Origin of the sequence: Rhodococcus sp. F64268 (assembly GCF_023015605.1) — a bacterium.
In the GTDB taxonomy this organism is placed as follows: Bacteria; Actinomycetota; Actinomycetes; order Mycobacteriales; family Mycobacteriaceae; genus Rhodococcus.
In genome coordinates, this window is the sequence record NZ_JALKAI010000004.1 from 766,840 (window position 1) to 793,456 (window position 26,617).

The 26,617-nt window shown below is 65.5% G+C and carries 29 protein-coding genes and 1 pseudogene; 20 read left to right on the top strand and 10 right to left on the bottom strand.

Features of this window, described 5'->3' with window-relative positions; all coding sequences use genetic code 11:
- Positions 1-80 precede the first annotated feature (80 nt).
- A complete protein-coding gene (locus MWU77_RS13980; protein ID WP_247274004.1) occupies positions 81-1,088 on the bottom strand; it encodes an ABC transporter substrate-binding protein in 1,008 nt (335 codons plus the stop codon).
- Positions 1,089-1,245: 157 nt separating this feature from the next.
- Between MWU77_RS13980 and MWU77_RS13985 the strand changes: the two genes are divergently transcribed.
- Positions 1,246-1,590, top strand: a complete 345-nt coding sequence (locus tag MWU77_RS13985) for a CD225/dispanin family protein (protein WP_169690882.1) — start codon at positions 1,246-1,248, stop codon at positions 1,588-1,590.
- Here MWU77_RS13985 and MWU77_RS13990 read toward each other — a convergent pair.
- Positions 1,529-2,632, bottom strand: coding sequence for a hypothetical protein (locus tag MWU77_RS13990; RefSeq protein ID WP_247274005.1), 1,104 nt, complete (start codon positions 2,630-2,632; stop codon positions 1,529-1,531). The genes MWU77_RS13985 and MWU77_RS13990 overlap by 62 nt on opposite strands.
- Positions 2,633-2,662: 30 nt before the next feature.
- A complete protein-coding gene (locus MWU77_RS25135) occupies positions 2,663-2,932 on the bottom strand; it encodes a helix-turn-helix domain-containing protein (protein ID WP_169690884.1) in 270 nt (89 codons plus the stop codon).
- Positions 2,933-3,056: 124 nt separating this feature from the next.
- Between MWU77_RS25135 and MWU77_RS14000 the strand changes: the two genes are divergently transcribed.
- The 3 genes from MWU77_RS14000 to MWU77_RS14010 all read left to right on the top strand — a co-directional run bounded on the left by MWU77_RS14000 (position 3,057) and on the right by MWU77_RS14010 (position 6,523).
- A complete protein-coding gene (locus MWU77_RS14000) occupies positions 3,057-4,616 on the top strand; it encodes an FUSC family protein (RefSeq protein WP_247274128.1) in 1,560 nt (519 codons plus the stop codon).
- Between the two features lie 258 nt (positions 4,617-4,874).
- Entirely contained in the window at positions 4,875-5,954 is a 1,080-nt protein-coding gene (gene rsgA, locus MWU77_RS14005; protein WP_169690885.1) for a ribosome small subunit-dependent GTPase A, read from the top strand.
- Between the two features lie 47 nt (positions 5,955-6,001).
- Positions 6,002-6,523: a GNAT family N-acetyltransferase gene (locus MWU77_RS14010; protein WP_247274006.1), complete on the top strand. Its 522-nt coding sequence runs from the start codon at positions 6,002-6,004 to the stop codon at positions 6,521-6,523.
- 136 nt (positions 6,524-6,659) lie between these two features.
- Here the strand turns inward: MWU77_RS14010 and MWU77_RS14015 are convergent.
- The 3 genes and pseudogenes from MWU77_RS14015 to MWU77_RS14025 all read right to left on the bottom strand — a co-directional run.
- Positions 6,660-7,082, bottom strand: a pseudogene (locus MWU77_RS14015) (amino acid transporter); the annotation flags it as partial.
- A gap of 200 nt (positions 7,083-7,282) precedes the next feature.
- Positions 7,283-8,458 (bottom strand): ATP-binding protein, encoded by a 1,176-nt coding sequence (locus MWU77_RS14020; protein WP_247274007.1) that lies wholly within the window; start codon positions 8,456-8,458, stop codon positions 7,283-7,285.
- Positions 8,459-8,661: 203 nt separating this feature from the next.
- Positions 8,662-9,171, bottom strand: coding sequence for an Lrp/AsnC family transcriptional regulator (locus MWU77_RS14025; protein WP_169690888.1), 510 nt, complete (start codon positions 9,169-9,171; stop codon positions 8,662-8,664).
- 187 nt (positions 9,172-9,358) lie between these two features.
- Here MWU77_RS14025 and hppD point away from each other — a divergent pair, with 187 nt between their 5' ends.
- A complete protein-coding gene (gene hppD, locus MWU77_RS14030) occupies positions 9,359-10,564 on the top strand; it encodes a 4-hydroxyphenylpyruvate dioxygenase (RefSeq protein WP_169690889.1) in 1,206 nt (401 codons plus the stop codon).
- Between the two features lie 68 nt (positions 10,565-10,632).
- Positions 10,633-11,259, top strand: coding sequence for a maleylpyruvate isomerase family mycothiol-dependent enzyme (locus tag MWU77_RS14035; RefSeq protein WP_169690890.1), 627 nt, complete (start codon positions 10,633-10,635; stop codon positions 11,257-11,259).
- 5 nt (positions 11,260-11,264) lie between these two features.
- Here the strand turns inward: MWU77_RS14035 and MWU77_RS14040 are convergent, their stop codons facing one another.
- Positions 11,265-11,708, bottom strand: coding sequence for an SRPBCC family protein (locus tag MWU77_RS14040; protein WP_169690891.1), 444 nt, complete (start codon positions 11,706-11,708; stop codon positions 11,265-11,267).
- A 156-nt stretch (positions 11,709-11,864) separates the two neighbouring features.
- Here MWU77_RS14040 and MWU77_RS14045 point away from each other — a divergent pair, with 156 nt between their 5' ends.
- From MWU77_RS14045 to MWU77_RS14065, 5 genes are all read left to right on the top strand, one after another.
- The gene (locus MWU77_RS14045; RefSeq protein ID WP_247274008.1) at positions 11,865-12,992 is read left to right on the top strand and encodes an NDMA-dependent alcohol dehydrogenase; all 1,128 of its coding nucleotides are present in this window, start codon (positions 11,865-11,867) and stop codon (positions 12,990-12,992) included.
- 36 nt (positions 12,993-13,028) lie between these two features.
- Complete coding sequence (locus MWU77_RS14050) at positions 13,029-13,655, top strand: TetR/AcrR family transcriptional regulator (protein ID WP_247274009.1); 627 nt, start codon at positions 13,029-13,031, stop codon at positions 13,653-13,655.
- A gap of 89 nt (positions 13,656-13,744) precedes the next feature.
- The gene (locus MWU77_RS14055) at positions 13,745-14,962 is read left to right on the top strand and encodes an acyl-CoA dehydrogenase family protein (RefSeq protein WP_247274010.1); all 1,218 of its coding nucleotides are present in this window, start codon (positions 13,745-13,747) and stop codon (positions 14,960-14,962) included.
- On the top strand, positions 14,959-15,990 hold the full coding sequence (locus MWU77_RS14060) for a phosphotransferase family protein (RefSeq protein WP_169690895.1): 1,032 nt from the start codon (positions 14,959-14,961) through the stop codon (positions 15,988-15,990). Before MWU77_RS14055 ends, MWU77_RS14060 begins: the two co-directional genes overlap by 4 nt.
- A complete protein-coding gene (locus tag MWU77_RS14065) occupies positions 15,987-16,724 on the top strand; it encodes an SDR family oxidoreductase (protein WP_169690896.1) in 738 nt (245 codons plus the stop codon). Before MWU77_RS14060 ends, MWU77_RS14065 begins: the two co-directional genes overlap by 4 nt.
- Before the next feature lie 77 nt (positions 16,725-16,801).
- Here the strand turns inward: MWU77_RS14065 and MWU77_RS14070 are convergent, their stop codons facing one another.
- The gene (locus tag MWU77_RS14070) at positions 16,802-17,401 is read right to left on the bottom strand and encodes a ribulose 1,5-bisphosphate carboxylase large subunit (RefSeq protein ID WP_247274011.1); all 600 of its coding nucleotides are present in this window, start codon (positions 17,399-17,401) and stop codon (positions 16,802-16,804) included.
- A 93-nt stretch (positions 17,402-17,494) separates the two neighbouring features.
- On the opposite strand from MWU77_RS14070, the gene MWU77_RS14075 reads away from it, so the two are divergent.
- Genes MWU77_RS14075 through MWU77_RS14090 form a run of 4 tightly spaced genes read left to right on the top strand, consistent with a single transcriptional unit; the run spans position 17,495 to position 19,980 of the window.
- Entirely contained in the window at positions 17,495-17,998 is a 504-nt protein-coding gene (locus MWU77_RS14075) for a methylated-DNA--[protein]-cysteine S-methyltransferase (RefSeq protein WP_247274012.1), read from the top strand.
- Complete coding sequence (locus tag MWU77_RS14080; protein WP_169690898.1) at positions 17,979-18,488, top strand: RNA polymerase sigma factor; 510 nt, start codon at positions 17,979-17,981, stop codon at positions 18,486-18,488. The genes MWU77_RS14075 and MWU77_RS14080 overlap by 20 nt, the downstream gene beginning before the upstream one ends.
- Positions 18,485-19,072 (top strand): methylated-DNA--[protein]-cysteine S-methyltransferase, encoded by a 588-nt coding sequence (locus MWU77_RS14085; protein ID WP_247274013.1) that lies wholly within the window; start codon positions 18,485-18,487, stop codon positions 19,070-19,072. Before MWU77_RS14080 ends, MWU77_RS14085 begins: the two co-directional genes overlap by 4 nt.
- Positions 19,069-19,980, top strand: a complete 912-nt coding sequence (locus MWU77_RS14090) for a DNA-3-methyladenine glycosylase (protein ID WP_247274014.1) — start codon at positions 19,069-19,071, stop codon at positions 19,978-19,980. The genes MWU77_RS14085 and MWU77_RS14090 overlap by 4 nt, the downstream gene beginning before the upstream one ends.
- Here the strand turns inward: MWU77_RS14090 and MWU77_RS14095 are convergent.
- Together MWU77_RS14095 and MWU77_RS14100 are read right to left on the bottom strand one after the other, a co-directional pair.
- Positions 19,917-21,518, bottom strand: a complete 1,602-nt coding sequence (locus MWU77_RS14095) for a bifunctional 3'-5' exonuclease/DNA polymerase (protein WP_374229864.1) — start codon at positions 21,516-21,518, stop codon at positions 19,917-19,919. The two genes, MWU77_RS14090 and MWU77_RS14095, sit on opposite strands and share 64 nt — an antisense overlap.
- 4 nt (positions 21,519-21,522) lie before the next feature.
- Positions 21,523-22,866 carry a YhgE/Pip domain-containing protein gene (locus MWU77_RS14100; RefSeq protein ID WP_247274015.1) on the bottom strand — a complete coding sequence of 448 codons (1,344 nt, stop codon included), beginning with the start codon at positions 22,864-22,866 and terminating at the stop codon, positions 21,523-21,525.
- A gap of 145 nt (positions 22,867-23,011) precedes the next feature.
- Here MWU77_RS14100 and MWU77_RS14105 point away from each other — a divergent pair, with 145 nt between their 5' ends.
- The 5 genes from MWU77_RS14105 to MWU77_RS14125 are packed head-to-tail and all read left to right on the top strand — an operon-like array spanning position 23,012 to position 26,598.
- Complete coding sequence (locus tag MWU77_RS14105) at positions 23,012-23,605, top strand: DUF4178 domain-containing protein (RefSeq protein WP_247274016.1); 594 nt, start codon at positions 23,012-23,014, stop codon at positions 23,603-23,605.
- Positions 23,602-24,108, top strand: a complete 507-nt coding sequence (locus tag MWU77_RS14110; protein WP_247274017.1) for a DUF2617 family protein — start codon at positions 23,602-23,604, stop codon at positions 24,106-24,108. The genes MWU77_RS14105 and MWU77_RS14110 overlap by 4 nt, the downstream gene beginning before the upstream one ends.
- Entirely contained in the window at positions 24,096-24,506 is a 411-nt protein-coding gene (locus MWU77_RS14115; protein ID WP_169690903.1) for a DUF4247 domain-containing protein, read from the top strand. The genes MWU77_RS14110 and MWU77_RS14115 overlap by 13 nt, the downstream gene beginning before the upstream one ends.
- A 33-nt stretch (positions 24,507-24,539) precedes the next feature.
- Entirely contained in the window at positions 24,540-25,010 is a 471-nt protein-coding gene (locus MWU77_RS14120; protein WP_169690904.1) for a DUF350 domain-containing protein, read from the top strand.
- Positions 25,011-25,041: 31 nt separating this feature from the next.
- Positions 25,042-26,598: a polyamine aminopropyltransferase gene (locus MWU77_RS14125; protein WP_247274130.1), complete on the top strand. Its 1,557-nt coding sequence runs from the start codon at positions 25,042-25,044 to the stop codon at positions 26,596-26,598.
- The last annotated feature ends 19 nt before the right edge of the window (positions 26,599-26,617 follow it).

Sequence of the window (26,617 nt, forward strand, 5' to 3'; positions counted from 1 at the left end):
CGCGATCAGAATCGCTTCCCACACTGACGCTTTCGGGTGTGGGAAACGTTCTGGTGCGCGGGAAGGATGCTGCGGATCTGTCAGGATCCGAGCATCTCCTGCAGGTCGTCGAGCACCAGCATCGCGCCGGTGGGGCCGAGTCCCAGGAACCAGGTTTCGTCGCTGACCCGCTCCACTCGACCGTCCTTGACGGCCTCGATCTGATTCCAGAGCGGCCCTGCGACAACGGTGGCCTCGTCGGTGCTTTCGGGCCGGCCGTAACTGGTGTAGAAGATCTGGTCGCCGTCGGCTTCCGTGATCGTCTCGGGGCTCAGCTCCACCGCGAGCTCGTCGATATCCTGGATTGCAGGTCTGGGGAGTCCGGCATCCTGCAGAATCACGCCGATGAACGACAAGTTCCCGTACAGGCGGATCTTTCCCGACATGAACCGAACGAGTGAGATCGTGGGGTCGCCATCGATCGATGCGCGGACCTCGTCGGCGCGCGCCTGGTAGTTGTTGAGAACTTCCACCGCCTCGTTCTCGTCGCCCACGGAGTCTGCGACGAGCAGGAAGTTCTCCTTCCACGGAAATCCGGGCCTGATGCTGAACACGGTCGGTGCAATCGACGAGAGCTGCGGGTAGAGCTTGTCTGCGCGCAGCTGGCTGCCGAGAATCAGGTCTGGTTGGAGGGCGCTGATCGCTTCGAGGTTGAGGTTGTTGATCGTTCCGACATCGGCGACGCCGTCGAGCTTGTCGGCCAGGTAGGACGGCTGTCCGGAGGCGCTTTCCGGGCTGGCCAGGCCGACCGGGGTGATGCCGAGCGACAGGACGTCGTCGAGCTCACCGCTGTCGAGCACGATCACCCGTTCGGGTTTGCTCTCGATAACGGTCTCACCGAGAGCATGGGTGACGGTGCGTGGAAACACCCCGGGTTCGGCGTCGCTGCCGAGCTTCGCCGTTTCGGTGTCTGCCGTGCTGAACCGTTCCCCGCCGGTCGCGACATCGGCGTTGCCGGCAGCTTGCCCGGCAGTATCGGTCGAGCCGCAGGAAGCGAGCAATGCAACTGCGAGGGCTGCGACGCCGACGCGAGACCATGATCTGAGCATGTAGGTGAGGCTAACTTAGAGCTTTCGATCTTGGTGGGGTGAGTCACGGTGTGCGAAACCAATTTGCCGTGCGAGGGAACCAAAACGCGATTCTACGCATCCAAGTATGTGACGGGGGCGGCGTGCCTCCGCGCATGCAGACACACACGGAGGCGCGATGTCCCAGCAGTTCGCTCAGGCAGGTTTCCAGTACGGCCAGGTCGCAGCTCCCTCGCGACCGGCGCTGCCCGCGCAGAACACCGGTTGGGCGGTTGCCGCACTCCTCTTCTTCTGGCCGCTCGCATTCTCGGCGTTCGACAACTCCTCCAAGGTGTTCCCACTGTGGATGATGGGTGATTACGAGGGTGCCGCCCGTGCGTCGGCGCAGGCGAAGAAACTCGGCAAGATCGCGCTGCTCGTCTGGGCAATAGTCATTGTTTTGCTCATCGTGCTCTACGTCGTCATCTTCGCTGCGGCGATGGCGAGCCTGGAGGCAGTGACGGAGTACCCGTCGTATCGGTGAGTTGTTCGGTCCGGACGGTGATGTGGTGTGAGAGCACGGCCATGCTGAACAGGCCGACCGCGAGGTTGGGCAGGGCACCGAATCCTGAGGTGGCGAACTCGGCCAGCGCGTTGAGAGCAGTGAAGATCAGCGCCGCGGTGCGCAGGGCGCGAAGCCCGCGCAGCGAGTCGTTGCGATGCACCGCGATCATGGCTGGTAGTGCCATTGTCAGCGTGATCGTCGCACTTGCGAACAGGATGCCGCTGGTGATGCTCATGCTGTCGATGTCGATCCGGGTGTCTGCGGTACCGAGGTGTACTCCACGCGTCACGATCTGCACGATGCCGAGTGCCACGCCCGCTGCGGCGGCCAGCACCATGAGCCATCCGACGACCGGAACCCAGCGTGGGCTGCGGAACAGCGTCGGGATCATGCGGGCCGCCAACCGCTGGCCTGCTTCGAGACGATCATCGCGGTGTTCTGCTGCGTCGAGTACCGCGCGCACGCCCTCGATCGTGTGTGTGTCGGCACCGAGCGTTTGTGCTTGGTCGAGCATGAGTGCGGCGGCCTCGCGTCGGTGCGGTGGGATGCCACCGGCGAGTCCGTCGGCGGCGATGGCAGCAGCGTTGGCGAGGTACTCCTGCGCAGTCGGAGCGCGGGTGATCCGAACCAGTCGGTTCGCCACGAGCACGACGACGATGAGTACGTACATGATTTCTGCGGACGGACCGTAGAAATAGTCGTTGTCTTTCGTGACGAACTTGCCGATCTCGTCGAGAAACAGGCCGAAGCCGATGCCGCCGACGACAATTGCGAGCAGCCGTGGCCCGAAACCGAGGAAGAGCCAGCCGATCAGGAGTGCCGTCATCATTGCGGCCCCGCCGTAGAGCGCGTGCGCGATGTGCAGTGTCTCGCCGCCCACCTGCGGGTAGCCGGTCAGTTCCAGGTAGAGGCGGGTGACGAGAATCGTGATGATGGCGATGACGAGAAAGGCCTCGGCGTAAGTGCTGCCGTAGGCAGTGCGCAGTACGTGCCGCTTCGCGTTCCCGGATCCGACCGCCACGAAATCTGATTCAACCGGATCGGCGGCGTTTCAGCCGGAGAACTGACGTCGGTAGGAGCTGGGTGTGGTTCCGAAGGCCGACGCGAAATTCTGCCGGAACGTCACGGTGCTCCCGAAGCCGCACACGGACGCGACGGCGTCGATGCCCCAGTCGGTGGTTTCGAGCAGCACTCGCGACTCGTGCAGGCGACGCTCGCAAAGAGCAACCTGGTCGAGTCCACCCTGCAGGGGCGCTCGGCGACAGCCTCCGCCTGACCATGAACTCCGGAGCAGACGCCGTGAGATGCGCCTCATCGGCATTCACGGATTCGGGGATGGCCTCGCCCACTTCCTAGTCTGAATAATTGTGGAGAACGGAGCAGATGGTCAGCAGACGCTGGCCACAGATCTCCCCATCCCCGCCCCGGGCTCGCTGCGGACGGCGATGCTGGCAGTGCCGCCCCACGGGCGCCGATGGCCCGGTGCCGCACGTGCCGCCCTGACCGTTGCATTACCCGGGTTCATCGGTGTCGCGCTGGGGTTCGGTTCGGTTGCGGCAGTCGCCACCCTCGGCGCCTTTGCCGTCGTCTACGGCGAAGGCCGGCCCTACCGGAAACGGTGGCGAGTCATCATGATCGTCGGGCTCGCTCTCGTTGCGTTGGCAGGGGTCGGCGCCGCCATCGGATCGGAAGTCCATCGGGTCGTGAGCGCGGGTGGATCCGCGTGGTGCACGATGGCCGTGGCACTCGCGATGACGGTCGTCGTGGCGGTGTGCGCATTCGTCGTCGATGCGCTGCGTCTCGGCGCGCCCGGAGCGTTCCTGTTGCTGTTCACCCTGGAAATCGCCTCCTTTCTGCCTGCCTCGGGTATGTCCGTCGCGTCGGTCGTGACGTGGACTGCGATCGGCGCGGGCACGGCGCTCGTAGTCGGGATGTCCGGCGTGATGGTCCGGCCGCGCACCCCGGAACGTATCGCGGTCGCTGCGGCGGTTGCCGCAGTCGACGCCGTGATGGCGGAGAACTCGGCGATGCGTCGCCGCACCGCCGTGCATGATCTGCACGCCGCATGGCAATGCCTGCACGATGCGGGGCTCGCCGGGTCGGCGGGAAACACCGATCCGGAGAGCTTCCCGGACCATCCGCTGACGCAAACGTTGTATGCCGCCCACCTGCGCTGTACCGCAGTTCTCCACACGGGGCACCACGATGAAGCAACCCCTGCGGACCACCTCAGGCCGCAGATTCCGCTGCGCAGACCCTCGGTGCGTTACCGGCTCGCTCGTGCCGCGCACCTTCGAGCACGGTCGACGACCATCGTGCTGCGGCTGCTTGTCGCTTGTCCGGCGGCAGGGGCAATCGCCGTTGCGCTGGGCGTCGGCAGGTCGGATTGGGCGGTCATCACGGCTGCGATGATCCTGCACCAGGGACCGGACCGGATCCTCGGTACGTACCGGGCAGTTCACCGGTTCGTGGGCACGGTGCTCGGTCTCTCATTACTCGCCGGACTGGTGTGGTTCGATCTGCACGGTGCTGCGCTCGTGGCCGTTCTGGCCTTGGCGATGGCCGGGACGGAGAACTTCCTGGTGCGCAACTACGGACTGGCGATGGTGTTCATCACCCCGCTCGCGGTGATCCTCGGTGTACTCGGAGCGCCGGGCGATCTGGCGACGGTTGCTCAGGACCGATTCCTCGAAACGGTGGTCGGGGTGACTGTGGCCGTGGCTGTCATGTGGTGTGTGCTGCCCCGCGCGCATCGCAGGCACCTCACATTCGCGGATGCGCGGATCCGTGACCGCGTCTCGGAAATGACCGCCGCGACAGACGGCGAGGACCTTTCCGAGCTGCGCCGCGACCTCGAGTTCGACCTACACGCCTCCACGGTCGCAGCCATCACGGCCGCGCACACCGAACCTGTATGGGCCCGCGATCATTGGCCGGAGCACCGTCGTCTACACGAACTCGGCTACCGGATTCTGACGTCCTCCGGCGGTCCCTACCGCGGATGACGGCCGAGGGAGCCGATAAATGACTGGTGGGACGCAATCGTCGAGTGTTAAGGTCGTGCGTCCGAGTTCGACGTAGAGATCGGGAGGTGAGTTGATGATTGCGGTGAAGACCGCTGCGCTGTGCAGCGCCCGGATCATCCTTACTTCCTGGGCTCCGGTCTGATCGATTCCCATCGTCGACAGCGGCGCGAACCGTATCGGTTCGTAGCCTCGATGGTTTCGGTGCTCGAGCGGGGCCCCTCACCCAAGGGTCTCACCATGTATTCATCTCGACCTTCCCCGTCTCCGCTGTCCGCACTCGGCTGGGACGACTCGTTCGAAGCGCTATTCGCAGAATATGCGGCCGCTGGTCTGGTTCCGGCTCGCGTCGTGCGGGTCGACCGTGGCCGCTGTGACACATTCACCGAATCGGGTCCTGTCCGCGCTGCCAGCGTGGCGGTCGCCTCCCTCGACCCCGTCCTGTCCGTGTGCACGGGCGACTGGGCAGCGCTGCGCCCAGGTCCGGAACCGGAACTGGTGGCACTGCTGCCCCGGCGCAGCGCAATCACCAGGGCATCATCGGATCGCACGTCCCACCAGCAGGTTCTGGCGGCGAATGTCGATTCCGTCGTCATCGCGGTATCGCTCGCGGCACCGCTCAACGCGGGCCGGATCGAACGCCTCCTCGCGCTGGCCTGGGACAGCGGAGCAAAGCCCGTCATCGTACTCACGAAAGCCGATGTCGCCGACGATCAGGGAACAGCGCAGGACGTCATCACTGCCTTGGCTCCCGGCGTGGACATCGTCTCCACCAGTTCCACCACAGGTGCGGGCCTGGACGTCCTGTCGGAGATGCTGACCGGGACCACTGTCCTCCTCGGCCCATCAGGAGCAGGGAAATCCACACTCGCCAACGCGCTGCTCGGAAGTCAGCAGATGGACACCAGCGAAGTGCGGGCCGGCGACGGCAAGGGCCGGCACACCACCGTGCACCGCGAGTTGCTGCCGTTGCCGGGCGGCGGAGTGCTCATCGATACCCCGGGTCTGCGAGGTATCGGGCTGCAGGATGCCGCAGACGGGGTCGAGCGGGCGTTCTCCGAGATCGAGGCCTACGCACACGACTGCGCTTTCCGTGACTGCCAACATCGCAGTGAACCAGGCTGCGCGGTTCAGGAAGCCATAGTCGACGGCAGGTTGGATGTAGGCCGACTCGATCGATACCGCAAGCTGTTACGCGAAAGCGAGTGGGCCGCCTCTCGCGGCAACGACGCTCGTGCGTCGAGCAAGAGAAACAAAACCCAGAAGCAGATCACGCGCGACCTACGCGCGACCTATCGATTCCGCGACCGCCAGCGATAACCCCGACCGTGACGCTATCGCTGTGCCATTTACTATCTCGAACGGAGATGAACGCTTTGAGCACTCATACCGACTGGATTTCCCGCGCCGAGACCGACGCCGAGATCCCTGCAATCCGCGAGATCAACCTCGCAGCATTCGATACCGCAGAGGAGGCCGACCTTGTCGACGCCCTACGCGCCGATCCGGCATGGATAGACGGCCTGTCCATCTTCAGTGCGGGACCCGACGGCAAGCCTGTCGGGTACGCGCTGCTGACTCGCTGTCACGTCGACGACACTCCGGCCCTGTGCCTGGGGCCGTGCGCGGTCCTGCCCGAACATCAGAACACCGGGGCGGGTTCCGCTGCGATCCGTGCTGTTCTCGAGGCCGCGGAGCAGGCGGGTGAGAACTTCGTGATCGTTCTCGGGCATCCGAACTACTACCCGCGTTTCGGCTTCACCCGCGCTTCCGAGTACGGCATCCGGCTCAGTATCGATGTCCCGGACGAGGCGTTGATGGCACTGAGCCTCAGCTCCGAACCGCTGCCCAGCGGCACTGTTCGCTACGCAGCGCCCTTCGGTATCTGACCCGAGCCGAAACGCTCCGCTCCACTTGCCCGTTGCCCTGGGCTCGCCCGCAGTCATGCCGGGCGAGCCCAGGTGCACCGAAGCCCTTCTGCTTGTCGAATGTGTCTTCAGAGTGGGCCCGTCGGCTACCGGAGACTCATCGCTTCGTACGGCGACGGTGGAGAACCGTGCAAGCACCGGCAATGGCAGCCGTGAGGGCGCCGGTCGCGAGCAGCTGAGTGCGGGCGGCGCTGTCGAACAGCGCCAGCACCACGATGCCGGCGAGCAGGCCGAGTGTCGCGTACGACAGGTACGGAAATCCCCACATCTTCAGTGGCAGAGTATCTTCGGTTCCGTTTCGTCGGGCGCGACGTCGCAACACCATGTGCGACACCGCAACGAACGTCCACAGCACCAGAATGGTGGAACCGACCGCATTGAGCAGCAGTGGGAGAACCTTCTCCGGGTAGGCGTAGTTCAGTCCGACGGTGACGAATCCGAACGCGACCGACGCGAGCACCGCGTTGCGGGGCACCCCGTTCCTCGAGGTGCGCCCGAATGCGGGGTATGCCGAACCTCGGTGCAGGGCCGGCTCGCCGTCACGCTCGCCGTCGCGCTGCTGGCGGTGCTCGCGGTACCGGGCTTCGAGACGGTCGCTGACGCCGCCGCCGACCGCTGACTCCGAGCAGGTGTCGGAGCACCGACGATGGGCGGAGACGGTTCGAATAGGAGAATGGCGTCACCCCGGAGATTTCCTTGGGGTGAGGCCCTTCTCGCGTATCAGGCGGCGGGTTGGCGCCGGATGAAATCCGCCATGCCGGGCACGGTGAACGCGATCCGTCCGTGCTCGGGCGCCCAAACTAGGCCCTTCTTGATCGCGGTCTCGCGGACGTCGCTGACACCGCTGACAGTCGCTCCCATCAGTTCGGCCACTTTGCCCGACCGAGGTGCATCTTCGCCGGTGGCGGCGAGGGCCGTCAGGTAGCGGCGCTCCCTCTCCGTCGCCCGATTCCACCGGGAGGGGAAGAAACCTTCATCGAGGTGGCTTCGCCCGACCTCGACGGCAAGTTCTGCGTCTTCTGTTTGGAAAGGTGCCTCCGGTGCGAGGTTCCAGATGGCCTTGCCGTACTCCTGCAGGAAGTACGGGTAGCCGCCACTGGCGGTGACGAGCACTTCGAGCGCGTCGTCGGTGAAGTCACCTCCGTGGTGGCGGACCGGGATCCTCAGCGCGTCGGAGGCGGCGTCTTTGTCGAGCGGGCCGACTGTGCTGTAGAGGAACTGGCGTTCGGCGTAGGAGCGGTTGTCGGCCAGGATGGCAGGCAGGTTGGGAAGACCGGCGCCGATGAGGAAGAACGGCCATTCGCGTTGGCCAGCCCGGTGTTGGACGGTCAGGAGCGCCGAGAGAAGGTCGGTGTCGAGGTCCTGCATTTCGTCGATGAACAGGCCGAAGGCGCTGCCCCGCGGTTTGAGTGCGGTGGTGATCGCTTCGACGAGTTCCTCGATGTCGAGGTCGATGTCACCACTCGAAGCGGCGGGTTGAGAGGTGCCGACGTTGACGGTGGCCGGTCCGAGACCGAACTCGAGGGAGAATCCGCGGGCCAGCTCGATCAAGGGGTCGATGAGCTTCTGGATCTTGTGCTTGCGGCTGTACCGGCGCAGGCCGACAGTCAGTTCCTGGCCCAATTTTGCACGCACGGCGGCGGTGCCGGCAGCGTTGGGTCGTGCTTCGATACCGATGGTCAGCCATCCCTGCCGGTCGGCGTGTTCGGCGAGAGTGTTCAGCAAGGTCGTCTTACCGACTCCACGTAGGCCGGACAGGACCATGCCCCGGTCGTAGTTGCGTCGCTTGCTTCGAGCGACGAGCAGGTCGAATGCGTCGATCTGCTCGTCCCGGCCTTCCAGCGCGGGAGGACGCAACCCTGATCCGGGCTTGAAGGGGTTCAGTTCCAGATCCATATGGAGGAGTATAGGCAGCTATGGGGAATTTCCCATACCTAACCATACTGTCCCCGAAGTTCCCCGATCTGCGCCCTACGTCATCTCGGCGCGGGTGCGGTTCAGGCAACTGCAACTGTGCACGGAGCGAAGGTTCGGAGCCGTCTCGGTCGAATTTTCTGTGCAATCCGCACAGTTGTATCGATTCGTGCTGGTGGATCAGGTCAACGGCGGTACGCCGGTGCCTTCGCCGATCGTTCGGGCTCGAGCGTTCGCAGCAGCGGCATCGCGCGGTAATGCACCACTTCGGACAGCACCATCACGCTGGTCGACCGGGCGACGATCGACGACCTGTTCAATTCGATGAGAGTCTGCTGTAGCCCGATGTGTGAATCGGCGCCGATGCGACACAGGATGTCGCCCGCGCCTGTCGTGGCGAATGCCTCGAGCACTCCGGGAATCGCCTCCAGTACTTCGGTGACCGCTTCGAGTGCGCCCTGAACGATCTCCATCGTCACGAAGGCCTGAACTTCGAAGCCTGCTGCAGCCAGGTTGATTCGGGGTTCGTAGCCGGCGATGACGCCGGTGCCCTCCAGTCGTTTGAGGCGCGCGGAGACCGTCGCGCGCGCGACCGTCAGGCGGCGTGACAATTCGAGTGCACCGATCTTCGGATCGGCGTGCAGCGCGTCGAGTAGCGCAAAATCCAACTCGTCCAGTTGTACGGGCTCGCGCATGGCGGGTCCTTCCCATCGAGCCGCAAATTCTATGCCGATTGTATAGCTGGATGGCCACTCTCCTGTGGATTCGAGCCAACGCGACCAGTTGGGAAAGGGGACGTTGCGCGACCCCGTTCGATGGGTTTCTCCTGGTGATACACGACACATCGACCGGTGCCGCAGACGGCGGCAGGAGGTTCACGACATGACGCTCGAATACACCCTCACCGACAGCGAGAAGCTCGCCCACCTCGACGCCGACGAACTGCATCGACTCGTCGGGCTCGTCGAATACGACAGTGACAGTGACCCGTTCCCCGTGAGTGGCTGGGATGCGGTGGTGTGGGTGGTCGGTAATGCCACCCAGACCGCGCACTACTTCCAGTCCGTCTACGGAATGGAACTCGTCGCCTATTCCGGTCCGAACACCGGAAACCGTGACCATCACGCATACGTATTGCGCAGCGGTGCTGTGCGATTCGTGGTCAAGGGTGCGGTCGACCCGGACAGTGCGCTGATCGAGCATCATCGACGCCACGGCGACGGTGTCGTCGACATCGCACTGCAGGTGCCTGATGTCGACAAGTGCATCGAACATGCCCGCCTGCAGGGCGCGACGATCATCGAAGAGCCCCGAGACATCGCCGACGAGCACGGCACCGTGCGTACCGCGGCGATCGCGACGTACGGCGATACCCGCCACACCCTCGTCGACCGGTCGCGCTACAACGGGCCGTACCTGCCCGGGTACGTCGAGCGCACCTCCACTTTCCGCAAGCGTGACGGCGCCCCGAAGCGGCTGTTCCAGGCACTCGATCACGTGGTCGGCAATGTCGAGTTGGGTCGGATGGACGAGTGGGTCGGTTTCTACAACCGGGTCATGGGATTCACGAACATGGCCGAGTTCGTCGGGGACGACATCGCCACCGATTATTCGGCTCTCATGAGCAAGGTCGTGTGCAACGGCAACCACCGCGTCAAGTTCCCGCTCAACGAGCCGGCGATCGCCAAGAAGCGTTCGCAGATCGACGAGTATCTCGACTTCTATCAGGGTCCGGGTGCGCAGCATCTCGCGCTCGCCACAAACGACATCCTCGCCACAGTGGATTGGTTGCGGGCCGAAGGTGTCGAATTCCTCGCGACCCCCGACGCGTACTACCAGGACCCCGAGCTGCGCGCCCGGATCGGTGAGGTGCGGGTCCCGATCGAGGAACTCGAGAAGCGCGGGATCCTCGTCGATCGGGACGAGGACGGATATCTGCTCCAGATCTTCACGAAGCCGATCGGCGACCGCCCGACAGTGTTCTTCGAACTCATCGAACGCCACGGGTCGCTGGGATTCGGCAAGGGGAACTTCAAGGCGCTGTTCGAGGCGATCGAGCGGGAGCAGGCTGCGCGAGGCAATTTCTGATCGCGCGATGAGTTCCTCACCTCGGGCTGGTCTGCACTGGCAGAAACTCCGAGTGAAGGGACCGGCCGATGCCGAAGTCTGCACATCCGTATGTTGCCGGGGAGCGGCGAGACCTCCTCGAGGTACTCGACCGACTCGACGAGCAGCAGTGGGCCACCGCGTCGCTGTGTGAAGGGTGGCGGATTCGAGAAGTGCTCGCGCACACCACCACAGCGTTCAGGTACAGCATTCCGAAGCTTGTTCTCGCAATGGTGAAGGCGCGAGGTGACATCAACCGCGCGTCCGACGCGTGTGCCCGTGCCGACACTCGTGCATTGTCGGACGCAGAGCTACTCGACAGTCTGCGGAGGAACATCGAGCATCCGTGGCATCCGCCGGGAGATGGGCCGGAGGCGACACTGTTCCACGAAGTGATTCATGGCCTCGACATGACCGTCGCGCTCGGCATCGACCGAACGGTGCCGAGCGAGCGCATCGAGATGATGATCGGATCGTTGAATCCCAAGGCCATCGAGTTCTTCGGCGCCGATCTGACCGGTGTCCGATTGGAGGCCGACGATCATGACTGGTCGTTCGGCACGGGCTCTACGGTCACCGGATCGGCTCAGCATCTCCTGCTGGTCCTGGCGGGCCGGACTCTTCCGCCGGGTCTGTTGTCAGGGGAGCAGAGCGGACGGTTCACCGCGGGGGTGTGAACCTGTCAGGCGAGTTGCGTGAGGCGGGTGCGCAGCGCCTGCTCGGTCTGTCGTACGGCCGTGCCCACGATCGGCTCGATGAGTTTGCCGAGGGCGCGGCCGGCGAGGCCTCCGGGAAGTTCGTAGCCGAAGATGACGTCCAGGCGGGCTTGCCTGCCGTCGAGTTCGGTGAACTTCCACGATGATGACGTCCGGAAACCCGAGACCGACGACAACACGATCACCTTGCTGTGTTCCCATTCGACGATCTCGACGCGGGAATCGAGGTTCTTCGGGCCGACTCGCATGGTGGCGTCGAACCTCGCGCCGAGGCCCTGGATCTGTGCTCCGACCGGTTCGAATCGGACGACGCCGAACATCCACTCGGGGACGGTGCGATGGTCGTCGACGTAGTCGAACGCGACGTCGACAGGAACATTCGCGACGGCGCTGTGGCGGACCTCGATCATGGTGAGTAGATCCCTTCGACACTTGTTTCTGTTACGTAGGGTAGCTATTACTTTTCGGTGCGGGAAGAGGCGCGTCCGAAGTTCTCTCCCGAAATGCCGGAAAACCTGTTTCACTCTGCGGTAGATCGCGTGGTTCCCATCGCATAGGAGGCTTCGGTGAAGGTCAAGGCGGCAGTGGTCAAGGGCGTGAACCAGCAGTGGGAGATCGAGGAGATCGATCTCGGCGACCCGGTGGCGGGTGAGGTGCAGGTCAAGCTCGCAGCGTCCGGGTTGTGCCACTCCGATGAACATCTGCGTACCGGAGCGTCACCACTCCCGTCGTTCCCTGCGCTCGGTGGTCACGAGGGTGCAGGCGTCGTCACCAAGGTCGGTCCGGGCGTGACCTCGGTGGCGGAGGGCGACCACGTCGTACTCGCGTTCATCCCGGCATGCGGACGGTGTCGCTCGTGCGCGAAGGGCCTGCAGAACATCTGCGACGAGGGCGCCGGACTCCTCACCGGAAAGGCGATTTCCGACAAGACCAACCGTGTGACGCTGGACGGTGAGCCGGTCATCCAGATGTGCCTGCTCGGGACTTTCGCCCCGTATGTCACGGTCAACGAGGCCTCGGTCATCAAGATCGAGAAGGACATCCCGCTCGAGAAAGCGGCACTTCTCGGTTGCGGTGTCGCGACCGGCTGGGGATCGGCGACGGCAATCGGCGGAACCAAGGTCGGTGATGCGGTGGTCGTGATCGGCGTCGGTGGCGTCGGTATCAACTCTGTGCAGGGCGCGGCCCACGCCGGTGCGCGCTTCGTGATCGCGATCGATCCCGTCGAATTCAAGCGGGACAAGGCCAAGGAATTCGGTGCGACGCACACCTTCGCGTCGCTCGAGGAGGCCGCGCCGGTGATAGGTGAGATTACTTGGGGCGCAATGGCAGACGTCACCATCATCACCGTCGGTGAGATTCACGGCGACATGATCGCGCCTGCGCTCGCGGTGACCGCGAAGGGCGGCCAAGTCGTGGTTGTCGGTATGGGTGACGCGCGGGATACCGAGGTCACCATGAGTCTGTTCGAGCTCACGCTGCTGCAGAAGCGGGTGCAGGGCGCGATCTTCGGCGGTGTCGGGCCGCGTTCGCAGATCCCGAAGCTGCTCGAGTTGTACCGCAACAATCAACTCGAACTCGATGGTCTTGTCACCAAGACCTACAAGCTCGAAGACATCAACGAGGGCTATGCCGACATGCTCGCAGGCAAGAACCTGCGCGGGGTCATCGTCTACGGCGAGGACGACTACTGAGTCTGTATGAGATGGCCGTCCTTTACCGTGATGTCCATGGACACGCGTGAGGATCAGGTCTCCGGCGACACCGGGTCGTGGCGAGATTACGGCCCGGTGTCGCTACCGAAACCTCTGGCTGCTGCACTCGACGCGTTCGCCGAGCGAGGCTACGACGGCACCTCCATCCGGGAGATCGCCGCGCGCGCGGAACTCTCCGTCCCCGGTCTCTATCACCATTACCCGTCGAAGCAGGCGCTCCTGGTATCGCTGACGAAGGCCGTGATGAACGAGTTGCTGGACCGCAGCCGTCGTGCCCTCGCGGAGGCCGGACCGACGCCGTCCGAGCGCTTCGACGCGGTGGTCGAGTCGCTGCTGCGGTTCCACATGTTCCGACGCGACCAGGCATTCGTCGCTTCCACGGAGATGCGCAGCATGGAGGCCGAGAGTCGCGAGGCATACGTCGCGCTGCGCGACGAACAGCAGCGCATGATCGACGAGATCATCGAGGCGGGGGTCGAGTCGGGCGAGTTCACCACGCCGTTCCCCAAGGATGCGGGACGCGCGGTGGCGACGATGTGCATCGGGGTGGCCGATTGGTATCGCCCGGATGGCGCGCTCACCCCCGATGAGCTCGTCCAGCGGAATCTCGCCATTGCCCGCAGTGCTGTAGGGGCTCGCTGAGCTTCGGCTCGTCTTGACCGGACCGGCGCGTGTATGTCACGGTATCCAGAACCGAGCGATCGATCGGTCGGTGTGGAGAGGGAGTGATCATGGCAGTCGATCTGTCGTATTCGGATCAGGTAACCGGCCTGGTCACGAAGACCGAAACATTCATCCGCGACCACGTGTTGCCCATCGAGGACGCCAACGGTGGTGACATCACCGCTGCGGGCGGCGACGCCGTCCGTTCGGACCTGCAGAAGGCCGCCAAGGATGCGGGGGTCTTTGCACCCCACGCCCCCATCGAGTACGGCGGGCACGGTCTCGGCATGTCCGACCGCGCACCCGTCTTCGAAGCCGCGGGCTACTCGCTGTTCGGACCCACCGCGCTGAACATCGCCGCGCCCGACGAGGGCAACGTGCACATGCTTGCGCACATCGCGAGCGACGAACAAAAGCAGCAGTTCCTCGCCCCGCTCGCGGCGGGCGATGTCCGATCCGCGTTCGCGATGACCGAACCCGCCCCCGGCGCAGGCGCCGACCCCAACGCGCTCAACACCCGCGCCGAGAAGGTCTCGGGTGGATGGAAGATCAACGGCCGCAAGCACTTCATCACCGGTGCTGATGGTGCCGGCTTCTTCATCATCATGGCGCGCACGTCCGGTGAGCCCGGCCAACGCGGCGGCGCCACCATGTTCCTGGCCCCGGCGGACACCTCGGGTCTGACGGTCGGCAGGCACATCGGCACCCTCGACAAGTCCATGCTCGGCGGCCACTGCGAGGTGACGTTCGAGGATCTGTTCGTCCCCGACTCCGCCGTGCTCGGTGAAGTCGACCAGGGCTTCGCCTACGCACAGGTCCGGCTGGGCCCGGCGCGCATGACCCACGTGATGCGCTGGCTCGGCGCTGCCCGCCGCGGTCACGACGTCGCTGTCGGATACGTCTCCGAGCGCGAAGGCTTCGGCTCGAAGCTCGGTGACCTCGGCATGATCCAGAAGATGGTTGCCGACAACGAGATCGACATCGCCGCCACCCGTGCTTTGCTCACGCAGGCATGCTGGGAGCTCGACCAGGGCTCGCACGCCGCCAACGCCACCTCCATCGCCAAGACCTTCGCGGCCGAGGCGATCTTCCGGATCGTCGATCGCTCGGTGCAGATGTGCGGCGGTCTCGGCGTATCGGAAGATCTTCCGCTCGCCCGTCTCTCGCGTGAAGTCCGACCCTTCCGGGTGTACGACGGACCCTCCGAGGTGCACCGCTGGGCAATCGCCAAGCGCACCGTCGGCGCCGCTCGCAAGGCTGCTGCTGCAAAGGCGGCCACGTCATGACCACGGTGCACCACGAAGGACTCGATCTTCCCGCGCTCCAACGATTCCTGTCGGAATCCGGTGTCGCTGTCGACGGTGAACTGCGTGCGGAACTCATCGCAGGCGGCAAATCCAACCTCACCTACGGCATCTTCGACGACACATCGAAGTGGGTACTCCGCCGTCCTCCCACCGCCGGCCTGACCCCGTCCGCACACGACGTGGCCCGTGAATTCCGCATCACGTCCGCGCTGCAGGACAGCGGAGTGCCGGTAGCGCGGACGATCGCGTTGTGCGAGGACGATGCAGTGATGGGCGCACCGTTCACCGTCGTCGAGCATGTCGACGGACGTGTCATCCGCAGCAAGGACGACCTCGACACCATGACCGACGACGAGATCGCCCGTTGTACCGACGAACTCGTCCGCGTCATCGCAGCTTTGCACAATGTCGACTTCAGTGCCGTCGGGCTGGGTGAACTCGGCCGCCCCGACGGGTACGTCACACGGCAGGTGAAGCTGTGGGCGAGCCAGTGGGGCAGGGTCAAGACCCGTGAACTTCCGGACATCGAACGTCTGCATGCGTCACTCGCCGATTCGATACCCGAGTCGCCCGCGCCGTCGATCGTGCACGGCGACTACCGCATCGACAACACCATCCTCGACCGGAACGACGTCGGAAAGATTGCGGCAGTGGTGGACTGGGAACTGTCGACGCTCGGCGACCCGCTCACCGACCTCGCGCTGATGTGCGTGTATCGGCATCCGGCACTCGACGATGTGCTCGGATTCCCTGCCGCGTGGACGAGTCCGCGCCTGCCCGCCGATGACGATCTGGTCCAGCGATACGCGGTGGCGTCGGGTCGTGACATCGCGCACTGGGACTTCTACATGGGGCTCGCGTACTTCAAGCTCGCCGTGATCGCCGAAGGCATCAACCACCGGTGGCGTGTCGGCGCGACCGTAGGAGACGGGTTCGACAAGGCAGGCGAAGCAGTTCCCGCCCTCGTCGCAGCCGGTCTCGACGCAATGAAGGGAGCAGCCTCGTGACGGCGAGTGCACTGGTGACCGGGGCGTCACGCGGTATCGGGTTCGGCGTCGCGGTGAGGCTCGCAGAGCAGGGCTACGCCCTCACGATCTCGGCGCGCGACGAGGAGCGGCTCGAGAAGGCCGCAGGCCGACTGCGCGAGGCGGGTGCGCCCGAAGTGCGCGCGGTCGCCGCCGATCTCGCCGATCCCGAAGTGGCGGCACGAGTGGTCGGTGCGCACGAGGAATCGTTCGGCACGATGCGGGCACTGATCCTCAACGCCGGTGTCGGCACCGCGGGCGCGATCGCAGAATTTCCGGCACGGCGCTTCGACAAGACACTCGCGGTGAACCTCGCCGCACCGTTCGCGCTACTCCAGGCATCGCTGCCGCTGCTGCGGGCCGCCGCGGCAGCAGACCCTGCCCGAGGCGCGAAAGTGGTGGCCTTGTCCTCCATCACCGGCGTGTATGCCGAGGCCGGTCTCGCGGCGTACGGAGCGACGAAGGCGGCGCTGATCTCCCTGGTGGAGACCCTCAATCTCGAAGAGTCCGGCAACGGTGTCGCCGCGTCGGCGATCGCACCGGCGTACGTCGACACCGACATGTCGGATTGGATCAAGGAGAAGATCCCCGCAGAGACGATGCTCGAGGTGAACGACGTCGTCGAACTGGTCGACGCGCTGCTCAAGTTGTCGTCGCGGGCGGTGCTGCCGAGGCTGGTGCTCAGCCGCGCGGGAGCGAGCATGTACGAGGCCTGACGGCCCCTGCGGTTGTGACCGAACGTCACCTTCATGCAGTTCAACGGCATGAAGGTGACGTTCGGTCGATGAGGGCGTCAGTCGTCCTGGGCCTTGTCTTCGCCGCGGCGGAACAGGAAATTGAAGCCGGGCATTCCGGTGATGGCCTGACGCACGTCCTTGGCGACGTCGAGCAGTTCGTGAAGTTCCGGCCCGACGGTCTCGAGGGTCGCGAGGACCGGCATCAGGCCGACCATTCGCTGGGAGAGTTCCGGGAACTGATCGAGCATCAGAATCGCCGCGCGCACTTCGTCGGGCGACAACTCGTCGAGGAACTGCGACGCCAGCGGTGCCGCCTGCTTCGCGAGCGGCGCGTAGGTATCGAGCAGTTCCCCCGCGACGTCGGTGCTGGCACCCGCCGACTCGATGACCTGCTTGGCGTGGGCAGCGGTAGCCGCGGCTTCCTCGACGACCTGCGTCGTCGACTCGATCACCGCGGCAGCGCGGGAGACGGCCGCGGCAGCGTCGGTGACGACGCCGTCCACTCGTGCCACGAGTGTTTCGGCGGTGTCGAGCAGGGCTTCGACCCGCCCGGGGACCGATACGGCGAACAGGACGGTGTCGGCGGTGCGGTCGACGAGAGCACGAGCCATCCCGGCGACCGGTCCGACGAGGGGCAATGCGGGCAGCGAGATCATCCGCTCATAGTGCAGGAACGAGCCACCTCACGTTTTCACCACCCTGTGCGTCTACCCCATGTAGACCCCGCACCGGATGGAAGGATCGAAGCCGTGACTGCATCACGTACCCACACCGTGATCGACTCGCCGATCGGCGAGCTGACCCTCGTGAACACCGACGGCGTGCTGTCGGGCCTCTACATGCCCGATCATCATCCGGCACCGGATCGCGACAGCTTCGGGCCACAGACCTCCGAGGGTTTCGACGAGGCCGCCGGCCAGCTTCGCGAGTACTTCGACGGCACACGCATGGCTTTCACGATCCCGCTCGCGCCGGTCGGCACCGAGTTCCAGCGCACAGTGTGGGCAGCGCTTCGAGCCATCGAATTCGGCACCACCTCGACCTACGGGGAAGTGGCAGCCGCGATCGGCCGCCCCACCGCCGTCCGTGCTGTCGCCGCGGCCAACGCACGGAATCCGCTGAGCATCGTCGTTCCGTGCCATCGTGTCATCGGCAGGAGCGGCAAGCTCACCGGGTACGCCGGGGGAGTGGAACGCAAACTGTTCCTCCTCGAGCAGGAGAAGCGGGTAGCCCATGCCCCCACGCCGGCCTGAGGCACATCTGCCACCGTTCGAACGGGTCGTGGCCGAGCACGGTGCGACGGTGCTGCGAGTGTGTCGCGCTATGCTCAGCGCCGCCGACGCCGACGACGCATGGTCGGAGACGTTCCTCGCGGCACTGCGTGCGTACCCGGATCTGAAGCCGGGCGCCAACCTCGAGGCGTGGCTCGTGACCATCGCGCACCGCAAGGCCATCGATGTCCACCGCGTCCACGGGCGGACACCGATACCTACCGAGGTGCTACCCGAGCGGGCATCGACCACCGACCTTCCCGGCACCGGCGACGACGAACTGTGGGGCGAGGTTGCGGCCCTGCCGTTCACCCAGCGCGCCGCGCTGGTCTACCACTACATCGGCGGACTGCGGTACGCGGAAATCGGTGAACTGCTGGGCAACACCGCAGAAGCTGCACGTCGTGCCGCATCCGACGGCCGCGCAGCATTGCGTCGTCACTACAGCACTGAGACAGGGAGCGTGTCATGACCTTTCCGACGCCACCGGTCGCGAAGTCCGATCTTGCGTGGCTGCATCGACAACTCACGATCGATGCCGAAGTCGCCGGTCTCCTCGACGTTGCCTACCGGATCGTCGATTCGGCGGTCGGTCCGCTGCTGCTCGCTGCGACCGAGGCCGGACTCGTTCGGGTCGCGTTTGTCGCCGACGGACAGGACGACGTGCTGGAAGACCTCGCGGCGCGGATCAGCCCTCGCATCCTCGAAGCGCCGGGACGACTCGACGTCGTGGCGACGCAGCTCGACGAGTACTTCGACGGCAGACGCGCATCGTTCGATCTGCCGCTCGATCTCCGGCTCGCCACCGGGTTCCGGCGCGACGTGATCACGCACCTCCCCGACATCGCATACGGGCACACCGCCAGCTACGCCGAAGTGGCGGCGGCGGCAGGCAGCCCGAGGGCTGTGCGTGCAGTGGGTACTGCCTGCGCGAAGAATCCTCTGCCCGTGATCGTTCCCTGCCATCGGGTAGTGCGCAGCGACGGCGGGATCGGACAATATGTCGGGGGTGTCGAGGCGAAACGAACTCTGCTGAGCCTCGAGACCGCGGCATGACGATCCTGCAACTGCCGCTGACGCCGCCGTTCGCGGCGTCCGCGATGCTCGATGCGCTGCGAAGCCACACGGTCACGGGTTACGAGCGCCACGACGCACAGGCCCGCACGCACAGCCGGGCCGTCCGGGCTCGTGGTGGCCCTGCGGTGGTGTCGGTGACGTTCGCGAGCGATCCGGAGTCCGCGCACGTCACTGCACGGATCGACGCCGCCGACGACCGCGATGTGCCGGAAATCGAACAGTGCATCCGCACCTGGCTGGACCTCGACGCCGCATCGACCGCGATCGACGCGGCGCTGGTTGTAGACCCGCTGCTTGCACCCCTCGTATCGGGACGGCCGGGCCTGCGCGTGCTCGGCGCCACCGACTGGTTCTCCACCGCTGTGCAGACAGTGCTCGGGCAACAAGTGAGCCTTGCGGCCGGCGCGACGTTCACGACGAGACTCGTTGCAGCATACGGCGAAAACGCTTTCGACGGGCTGCGGTGTTTTCCGACGGCGCAGCGTCTCGCGGGTATCGATCCGGACGAATTGAAGTCGACGGTGCGTATCACGGGGGCGCGCTCACGCACGGTGCATGCGCTGGCGAACGCTGCAGCCGATGGACTCGACCCGGTTTCGGGTCCGGAATTTCGTGCCGATCTACTCGCGTTGCCGGGAATCGGACCGTGGACGGTCGACTACCTGTCGTTGAGGGCCCTCGGCGACCGCGACGCGTTTCCCTCCGGCGACCTCGTGCTGCGTCGAGCGTTGGGAGGTATCTCCGCCGGTGAGGCAACCGCGCGCGCCGAAACCTGGCGGCCGTGGCGCGCTTACGCCGTGTCTCACCTGTGGACGCACGCGGCCTATACGACGTCCCGTACATCCTCGTCCCCGGCGGCGGCCTCGTCGTCCGACTCGTCGGCGTAACAGGCACGGACCGACGTCGACATGGGAAACCGAACCTCGGTGTCGCCGAACATCAACCGAGTCGCCGCCTCGACCGAAGCTTCGATGTGCGCGACCGCGGCATCGGGGTTCCGGGTGTGTACCACCACCTCATCGTGCTGGAAGAACACCAGTTCTCCGTCGCGACCGTCCGGAGCCGCCGCGAGCCGCCGACGAACCTCGGCCAGCACACACAGCGCCCACTCCGCCGCCGTGGCCTGGACGACGAAATTTCGGGTGAATCGTCCGCGTGCGCGCACATCCCCGTGCGAGAGAAATCCGGGTTCTGCTGGGGGACAGGCACGCCCGAGCCATGACTGCACCACCTCTCCGCGTTCCCCGGCGCGGGCCGCGCGTTCGACGAACTCCACCGCATCGGGAAAGCTCTTGCGCAGCACTGTCAGCAGCGCACGGGAATCTCCGGAGGTTGCGCCGTACAGGACACCGAGCACCGCGACCTTCGCTTTCGCGCGGTCGCCGCCGAACGCGGTGGCCGCCACCGGGGCGTAGAGGTCATCGCTTCCTGCTGCTGCGACCATGCGGGGATCTGCCGACATGGCAGCGAGGATGCGGGGTTCGAGCTGCCCGGCGTCGGCGATGACAAAGGTATGCCCGGGGTCGGCGATCACGCTCGACCGCAATGCTTTGGGGATCTGCAGGGCGCCGCCGCCGCGGCTTGCCCACCGTCCGGAGACCACAGCTCCCGGCACGTAGACGGGGCGGAAGCGGTTGTCGTGTACCCAGGTGTCGAGCCAACTCCACCCGTTGGTGCTGTACAGCTTCGACAGGTCGCGGTGCCGCAGCAGCAACGGCACTGCGGGATGGTCGAGTTCACGCAGCACGTACTTGCGGGTCGACGCGATTTCGATGCCCTCGCGGCGGAACGCGTCGAGCACCTCGACGTGCGACGCCGGATTCACAGCCCGACCGAACACGAGCTGGATCTCCGCGACCACCTCGGCGATCCGCGAGGGAAGTTCATAGCCGAGTGGACGTCGACCGAGGGTGCGTTCGAGCAGTGCACGGTGCGCGTCGGCGGAGAAAGGCAGCCCGCTGACGCCCATTTCTGCGGCAGTGAGCGTGCCCGCGGATTCTGCTGCCACCAGCAGATCGAGGCGTCGATCGACGACTGTGCGGCGTCGCTGCTCGACGAATCGCTCGATCACGGCGGCGATGTCGGTGGCGGGTGCCGCGTCGAACAGCCCCGGCCGTTCATCGGCCGGTTCCTCCATGGGTTCCGGTGGGATGCCGTCACGCGTATTCAGGATCGCAGCGGTGGTCGCGAGGTCGTGACATCGCTGCACCCGCACACCGGCGCGCAGCAGACCGGGGTACACGGTGGCAGTGGAAGTCCACACCCAGCGCGGGCTGCGGGTCGATTCGATTTCCGCGACGGTCGCGGCCAGATCGCGACAGTCTCGCGTGCCGCTCACCGGAGTGCCCGCGTCGTCGACCAGTGCGATGGTGCCGCCGCGTACACCCCCGCTCTCGGAGGGATGGGGAACGACGACGGCACGCACCGACCTAGTCTGCTCTATCGGTCGAAGACGTGGTATCGCCCGCCAGCAGTTCGGTGGAGCGGTGGAATCCGCGACGGTCGTACAGCCACGTCACGATCGCCCCGAGTGCCACGCCGACACCGAGCCCGACGAACGTCATCGCGACTCCGTGCGTCAGTCCTGCAGCGCCGTGGCCGTCGAAGTAGAGGATCGCGCGGGTCGCGATGTAGATCTGATGCATCGGCTCGAACGTCGACAGCCACTCGAACAGCTTGGGCATCGCTTCGATCGGGACCGTGCCGCCGGACGAGGGCAACCCGAGCACGATGAAGATGAACAGGTTCACGAGCAGGCCTGCGGATCCGAACACGGACATCACCGACACCGAGGTGATGCCGACCGCGCTGATCGCGAGCGCCCCGTACTCCCACATCAGCAGGGCGCGCGGCACCGGCATGCCGAGTGCCGTGCCGATCCACAGATACAGCGCGGACACGATCAGCGACAGGACGACGATGATCCCCCACTTGATGAACAACACGGTCAAGCGGGACATCCGGGTGGTCTCTCTGTTGATGTAGAGCGGCCCGTATTCGGTGGGGATGAACCCGAGAGCGGTGTCGACGAGGGTGTTGACGATCGTGGCGCCGGTGAACCCCGCGAGGATCAGCAGCAACGTGAAGTAGAACGCGGACAGGCCGGCGCCGGTGCCGTCGGGCAGCGGTTTGTGTTCGACGTTCAGGACGTTGATCGGATCTTGGAGCGTGAGGAGGCTTCCTCCCGACAACTGCAGGTCGGGTGCGGTTTCGGCGAGGGTGTTCGTGACCTGCGTGGTGAGTTGCTCCCCGACCGTTTCGTTGACCTGGGTCATGGCGGTGTCGCCGATGATGCCGACGATGCCGGTCGAGAACGTCCCGGTCCGGGGATTCGAGTAGACCGTGATGACGGGCCTTTCGATGTCGCCGGGTACGACACTGCCCTGCGCGAGAATCGATGTGCGTTTGGTGAAGTCGCTGGGGATCACGATCGCGCCGTACAACGACCCGTTGTCGAGGCCGGAGTTGGCGGCGGAGATACCCATCTCCTGCATGGCGATCTCTTCCGGATTCAGGCCGTCCAGGATCGCCGCGGTGATCTCGGTCCCGAGGTTCCGCGGTTCTTCGTCGCCGGGCATCACGTCCCCGACGTCCTGGTTGACGATCGCCATGGGGAATTCGCGCAGGTTCTCCGACGGATTGACCATGCTCGCGAGGTAGAAGTAGCCGAGCGCGGACATCACTGCGGTGACGACGACGAGCGGTGCGAGCCAGAATCGGGGGCTCCGCAGCGTATTGCGGTGGGGATCGGTCACGGTGCCTGTTGAACTCACCCATTGATTGTGCACACGCGTGTGCGAATTTGTGTCCGATGAGTGGGACGAAGTGCTCGAGCGCACGACGACGGGACGGCTGGGTCGGGGCTCACGTCGGCCGGTAGGGTCGAGCCACGGAACTGCTGTCGACCTGGGGTACTCGATGACCGAAGTCCTGCTTGTCCTGCTGATCGTCGCTGTCGTCGTGGCCGTTGTCGTCGTGGTGATCCGCACCCGTAAGCCGTCTGCACCTGCAGCGCGGGTGGATCCGCTCGCCGACTACCCGGAAGTCTGGGATCCCTACGCGATCGGTGTCGGCGACATCATCACGTATGCGGGTATCGACCACGTGGTGCGCGGCACACTGTCCCTCGACGAGGAGGGCTATCGCTGGCACGAGCACCTGCTCGACGGTTCGACCGGTCGCCGCTGGCTCACCGTCGAGAACGACGAGGGCGAACTCGAGATGACCTTGTGGATGCGACGTGAGGGCACCGGCCTCGAGCCCGGAGGAGATGTCGTCCTCGACGACCGCGTCCACCGTCAGCTCGAAGCGGGCACCGCCCGATTCACTGCGGAAGGAACGACCGGCACGGCGCCGAGCGGCACCATGGACTACGCCGATTATGCAACCGCAGACAGCACCGGCCTGATCGCGTTCGAGCGGTGGTCTCGCGGCGGGTCGTGGGAGGTGTCCACGGGACGTACGGTCACGCGCAGTGAGCTGACCGTCATCCACGCGGGCCCCGCCCGATGAGCCACCACATGCTGGATATCGCTCCGCGTGACGTGTCCGCCGCGGCGCTGGGACTCGTCCTCGATGCGCCCGCGCCCACGCCGTTGGTGTCCGAGCAGCTGACCGATTCTGCCGCGGGTATACTCACCCTCGGCGTGCTGGGGGCATCGCACGTGGTTACTGCTGTATCGGGCGAACACATGCTCACCGAGCAGGTTTCATGCGATGCCCTAGATGCGGGGGGCCGCCTGCTGCCCGATCGTGAGGACCGCGGCGGCTACAGCTTCCGGAGCCGGGCAATCACGGTGCGGCGCGACGAATTGGCCCGGCGAGCCGAGGAACTCCGCGACGCAGCGTCGTCGGGGCCAGGCTGGTTGTGTGCGGGATTCCCGGGGGACGGCGACGCGCTCACCGTACTCACAGGCACGGCCGAGTCGGGTGAATGGTATTGGCGCACCTGGCATCTCTACCCCCACGCCGACTCGGGTGTGATTGTCGAAACCGAAAGCCGGTGGCGGCCGTGAGGAGGGTGGCAGCCGGATTCACGCTCGTTGTCGCTGTGCTCGCGACCGCGGGGTGCGGCAGTCAGGTGCGCGATTACATCGCCGACACCTACGAGCACCGTGGCAGTTCCGGGGATATCGACACCTACAATTCGCCGGATCCGGTGGGGACCACGGTGTCCGATATCGTCGCGAACCTTGATCCCGCGGCGCGGAAGGCGGACGGTGGCAACGAGTATCTCCGGTACAACGACGACATCGTCACCGTCGGCCCTGCGGCCGGGGGAGGCAGCACCATCAGGGTCGAGGATCTCGACGGCCGCTACAGCAGCGGCGGATTCGTTTTCCTCGGGCCGGGTTTCACGCCCGGTTCACCGGCGGCAGGAAACACTTCCGGTGGATCGGGGAGCGCGAAATGACGAACGAACTCAGCAGATCGGAACCTTGACGATATGAGAGTCACCTTACTGGCCGCCGACCTCGAACTCGGCACGGTCGACCCGTCCCTGCTTGTGCAGGGGGTGGTCGGGACGCTGATCTACTTCATCATCGGCGTGGGTGTTCTGGCGCTCGGATTCACCGTGCTCGACGGCCTGACCCCTGGAAATCTGCGTCATCAGGTGTATGTGGACCGCAATCCCAACGCCGCATTGCTGCTCGGCGCAAACCATCTGGCACTGGCCATCATCGTGGTGACCGCGATCGCCACCAGTGCCGACGGGTTTGCGCAAGGGATCACCGATTCGCTCGTCTACGGCCTGGTCGGTGTGCTGTTGCAGGCGGCGGCGTTGCTCATCATGAACCGTGTGCTGCCGGGGAGGATCACGGCACTCGTCGCCGAGCCGCACATGAGCGGTGCCGCGTGGGCTGTGGCGGTCACGCTGCTGTCGGTGGGGCTCGTCAACGCGGTCGCCCTGTCGTGAACCTGTGACTACGCGTGATCCTGCAGCCGAGGTGACCACTGTCGCCGTGGATTCGAGCGGCCCGGCCCTCGGGCGCCGGACCCGCGTGGTGCTGCTCGCGGCGGTTGCCGCATGTGCCGCGTGCGGGCTGGTGTACGAGCTTGCACTGCTTACCCTTTCGGTGAGTTTGACCGGCGGCGGCATCACCGAGACCTCCCTGATCGTGGCGGGATTCGTCGCTGCGCTGGGATTGGGTGCGCTCGCCGCCAAACCGTTGTTGCCGCACGCAGCACCGGCATTCATCGGCGTGGAAGTCGCGCTCGGCCTGATCGGCGGATTGAGCGCAACGGTGCTGTACGTGGCGTTCACGTTCGTCGGGTCGTCGACCTGGGTGCTCGTCGTCGCAACTGCGGCGATCGGAATGCTGGTGGGTGCCGAAGTGCCCCTGCTCATGACCTTGATGCAGACCGGCCGTACCGCAGATGCCCGCGACACCGGGAAAGTCCTTGCGAATCTCAACGCGGCAGACTACGCGGGCGCGCTGATCGGTGGCCTCGCGTGGCCACTGTTGTTGCTGCCCGCGGCCGGGATGATCCGCGGTGCGGCGCTGACCGGGATGGTGAATCTGGCTGCGGCGGCCGTCGCGGCGTTGTTCCTTCTGCGGGGGCATCTGCGGCCGGTGACCCGGGCGTTGTCGCTGGTGGTGCTGCTGCTCGCCGCCACTGTGCTGGGGATCCTGCTGCTGCGCTCGTCCGATATCGAGACCACGTCGCGGCAGCGGCTCTACCCGGATCCGGTGGTGTATGCGCAGCGGTCGCAGTATCAGGAGATCGTGCTGACCGAGCGCGGCGACGATGTACGCCTGTATCTCGACGGTGACCTGCAGTTCTCGAGCCGCGACGAGCATCGTTACACGGAGGCTCTGGTGTATCCGGCCCTCGCTCGTGACCCCGCACGTGTCCTCGTTCTCGGCGGCGGCGACGGGCTCGCCGCACGAGAGATCCTGCGTCATCCGCACGTGCGCGAGGTGGTGCAGGTGGAACTCGATCCGATGGTCCTCGACCTCGCGACGACCCGGCTCGTCGCGCTCAACGGTGGGGCGCTGCAGGATGACCGGGTGGAGGTGGTCGTCGACGATGCGTTCCGGTGGTTGCGCGAGTACACCGGTCCCGGCTTCGACGCCATCGTCGTCGATATGCCCGACCCGGACACTCCCGCGCTGGGTCGTCTGTACTCGATGGAGTTCTATGGATTGGTGGCGTCGGCGTTGAGTCCCGACGGCTTGATGACGGTGCAGTCGGGGAGTCCGTTCTCGACTCCGGACGCGTACTGGCGGACGGTGTCGACGGTGAGGTCGGCGGGCCTGGGCACCACTCCCTATCACGTGCACGTGCCGAGTTTCGGTGACTGGGGATTCGTCGTCGCGCAGGCCGGTCCACCTCCTGTTCCGTCGCTGTCGGCGAATGCTGCGCCGCGGAGGTTCCTCGACTCCGCGACCCTCACGGCGGCATCGGCGTTCCCGCTCGATCGGCAACCTCGCGAGATGGAGCCGTCGACGTTGGATCGGCCGCGGATCGTCGACGACGTCCGCCGCGGATACCAGTTCTGAGGAATACCTGTCCGGGCCG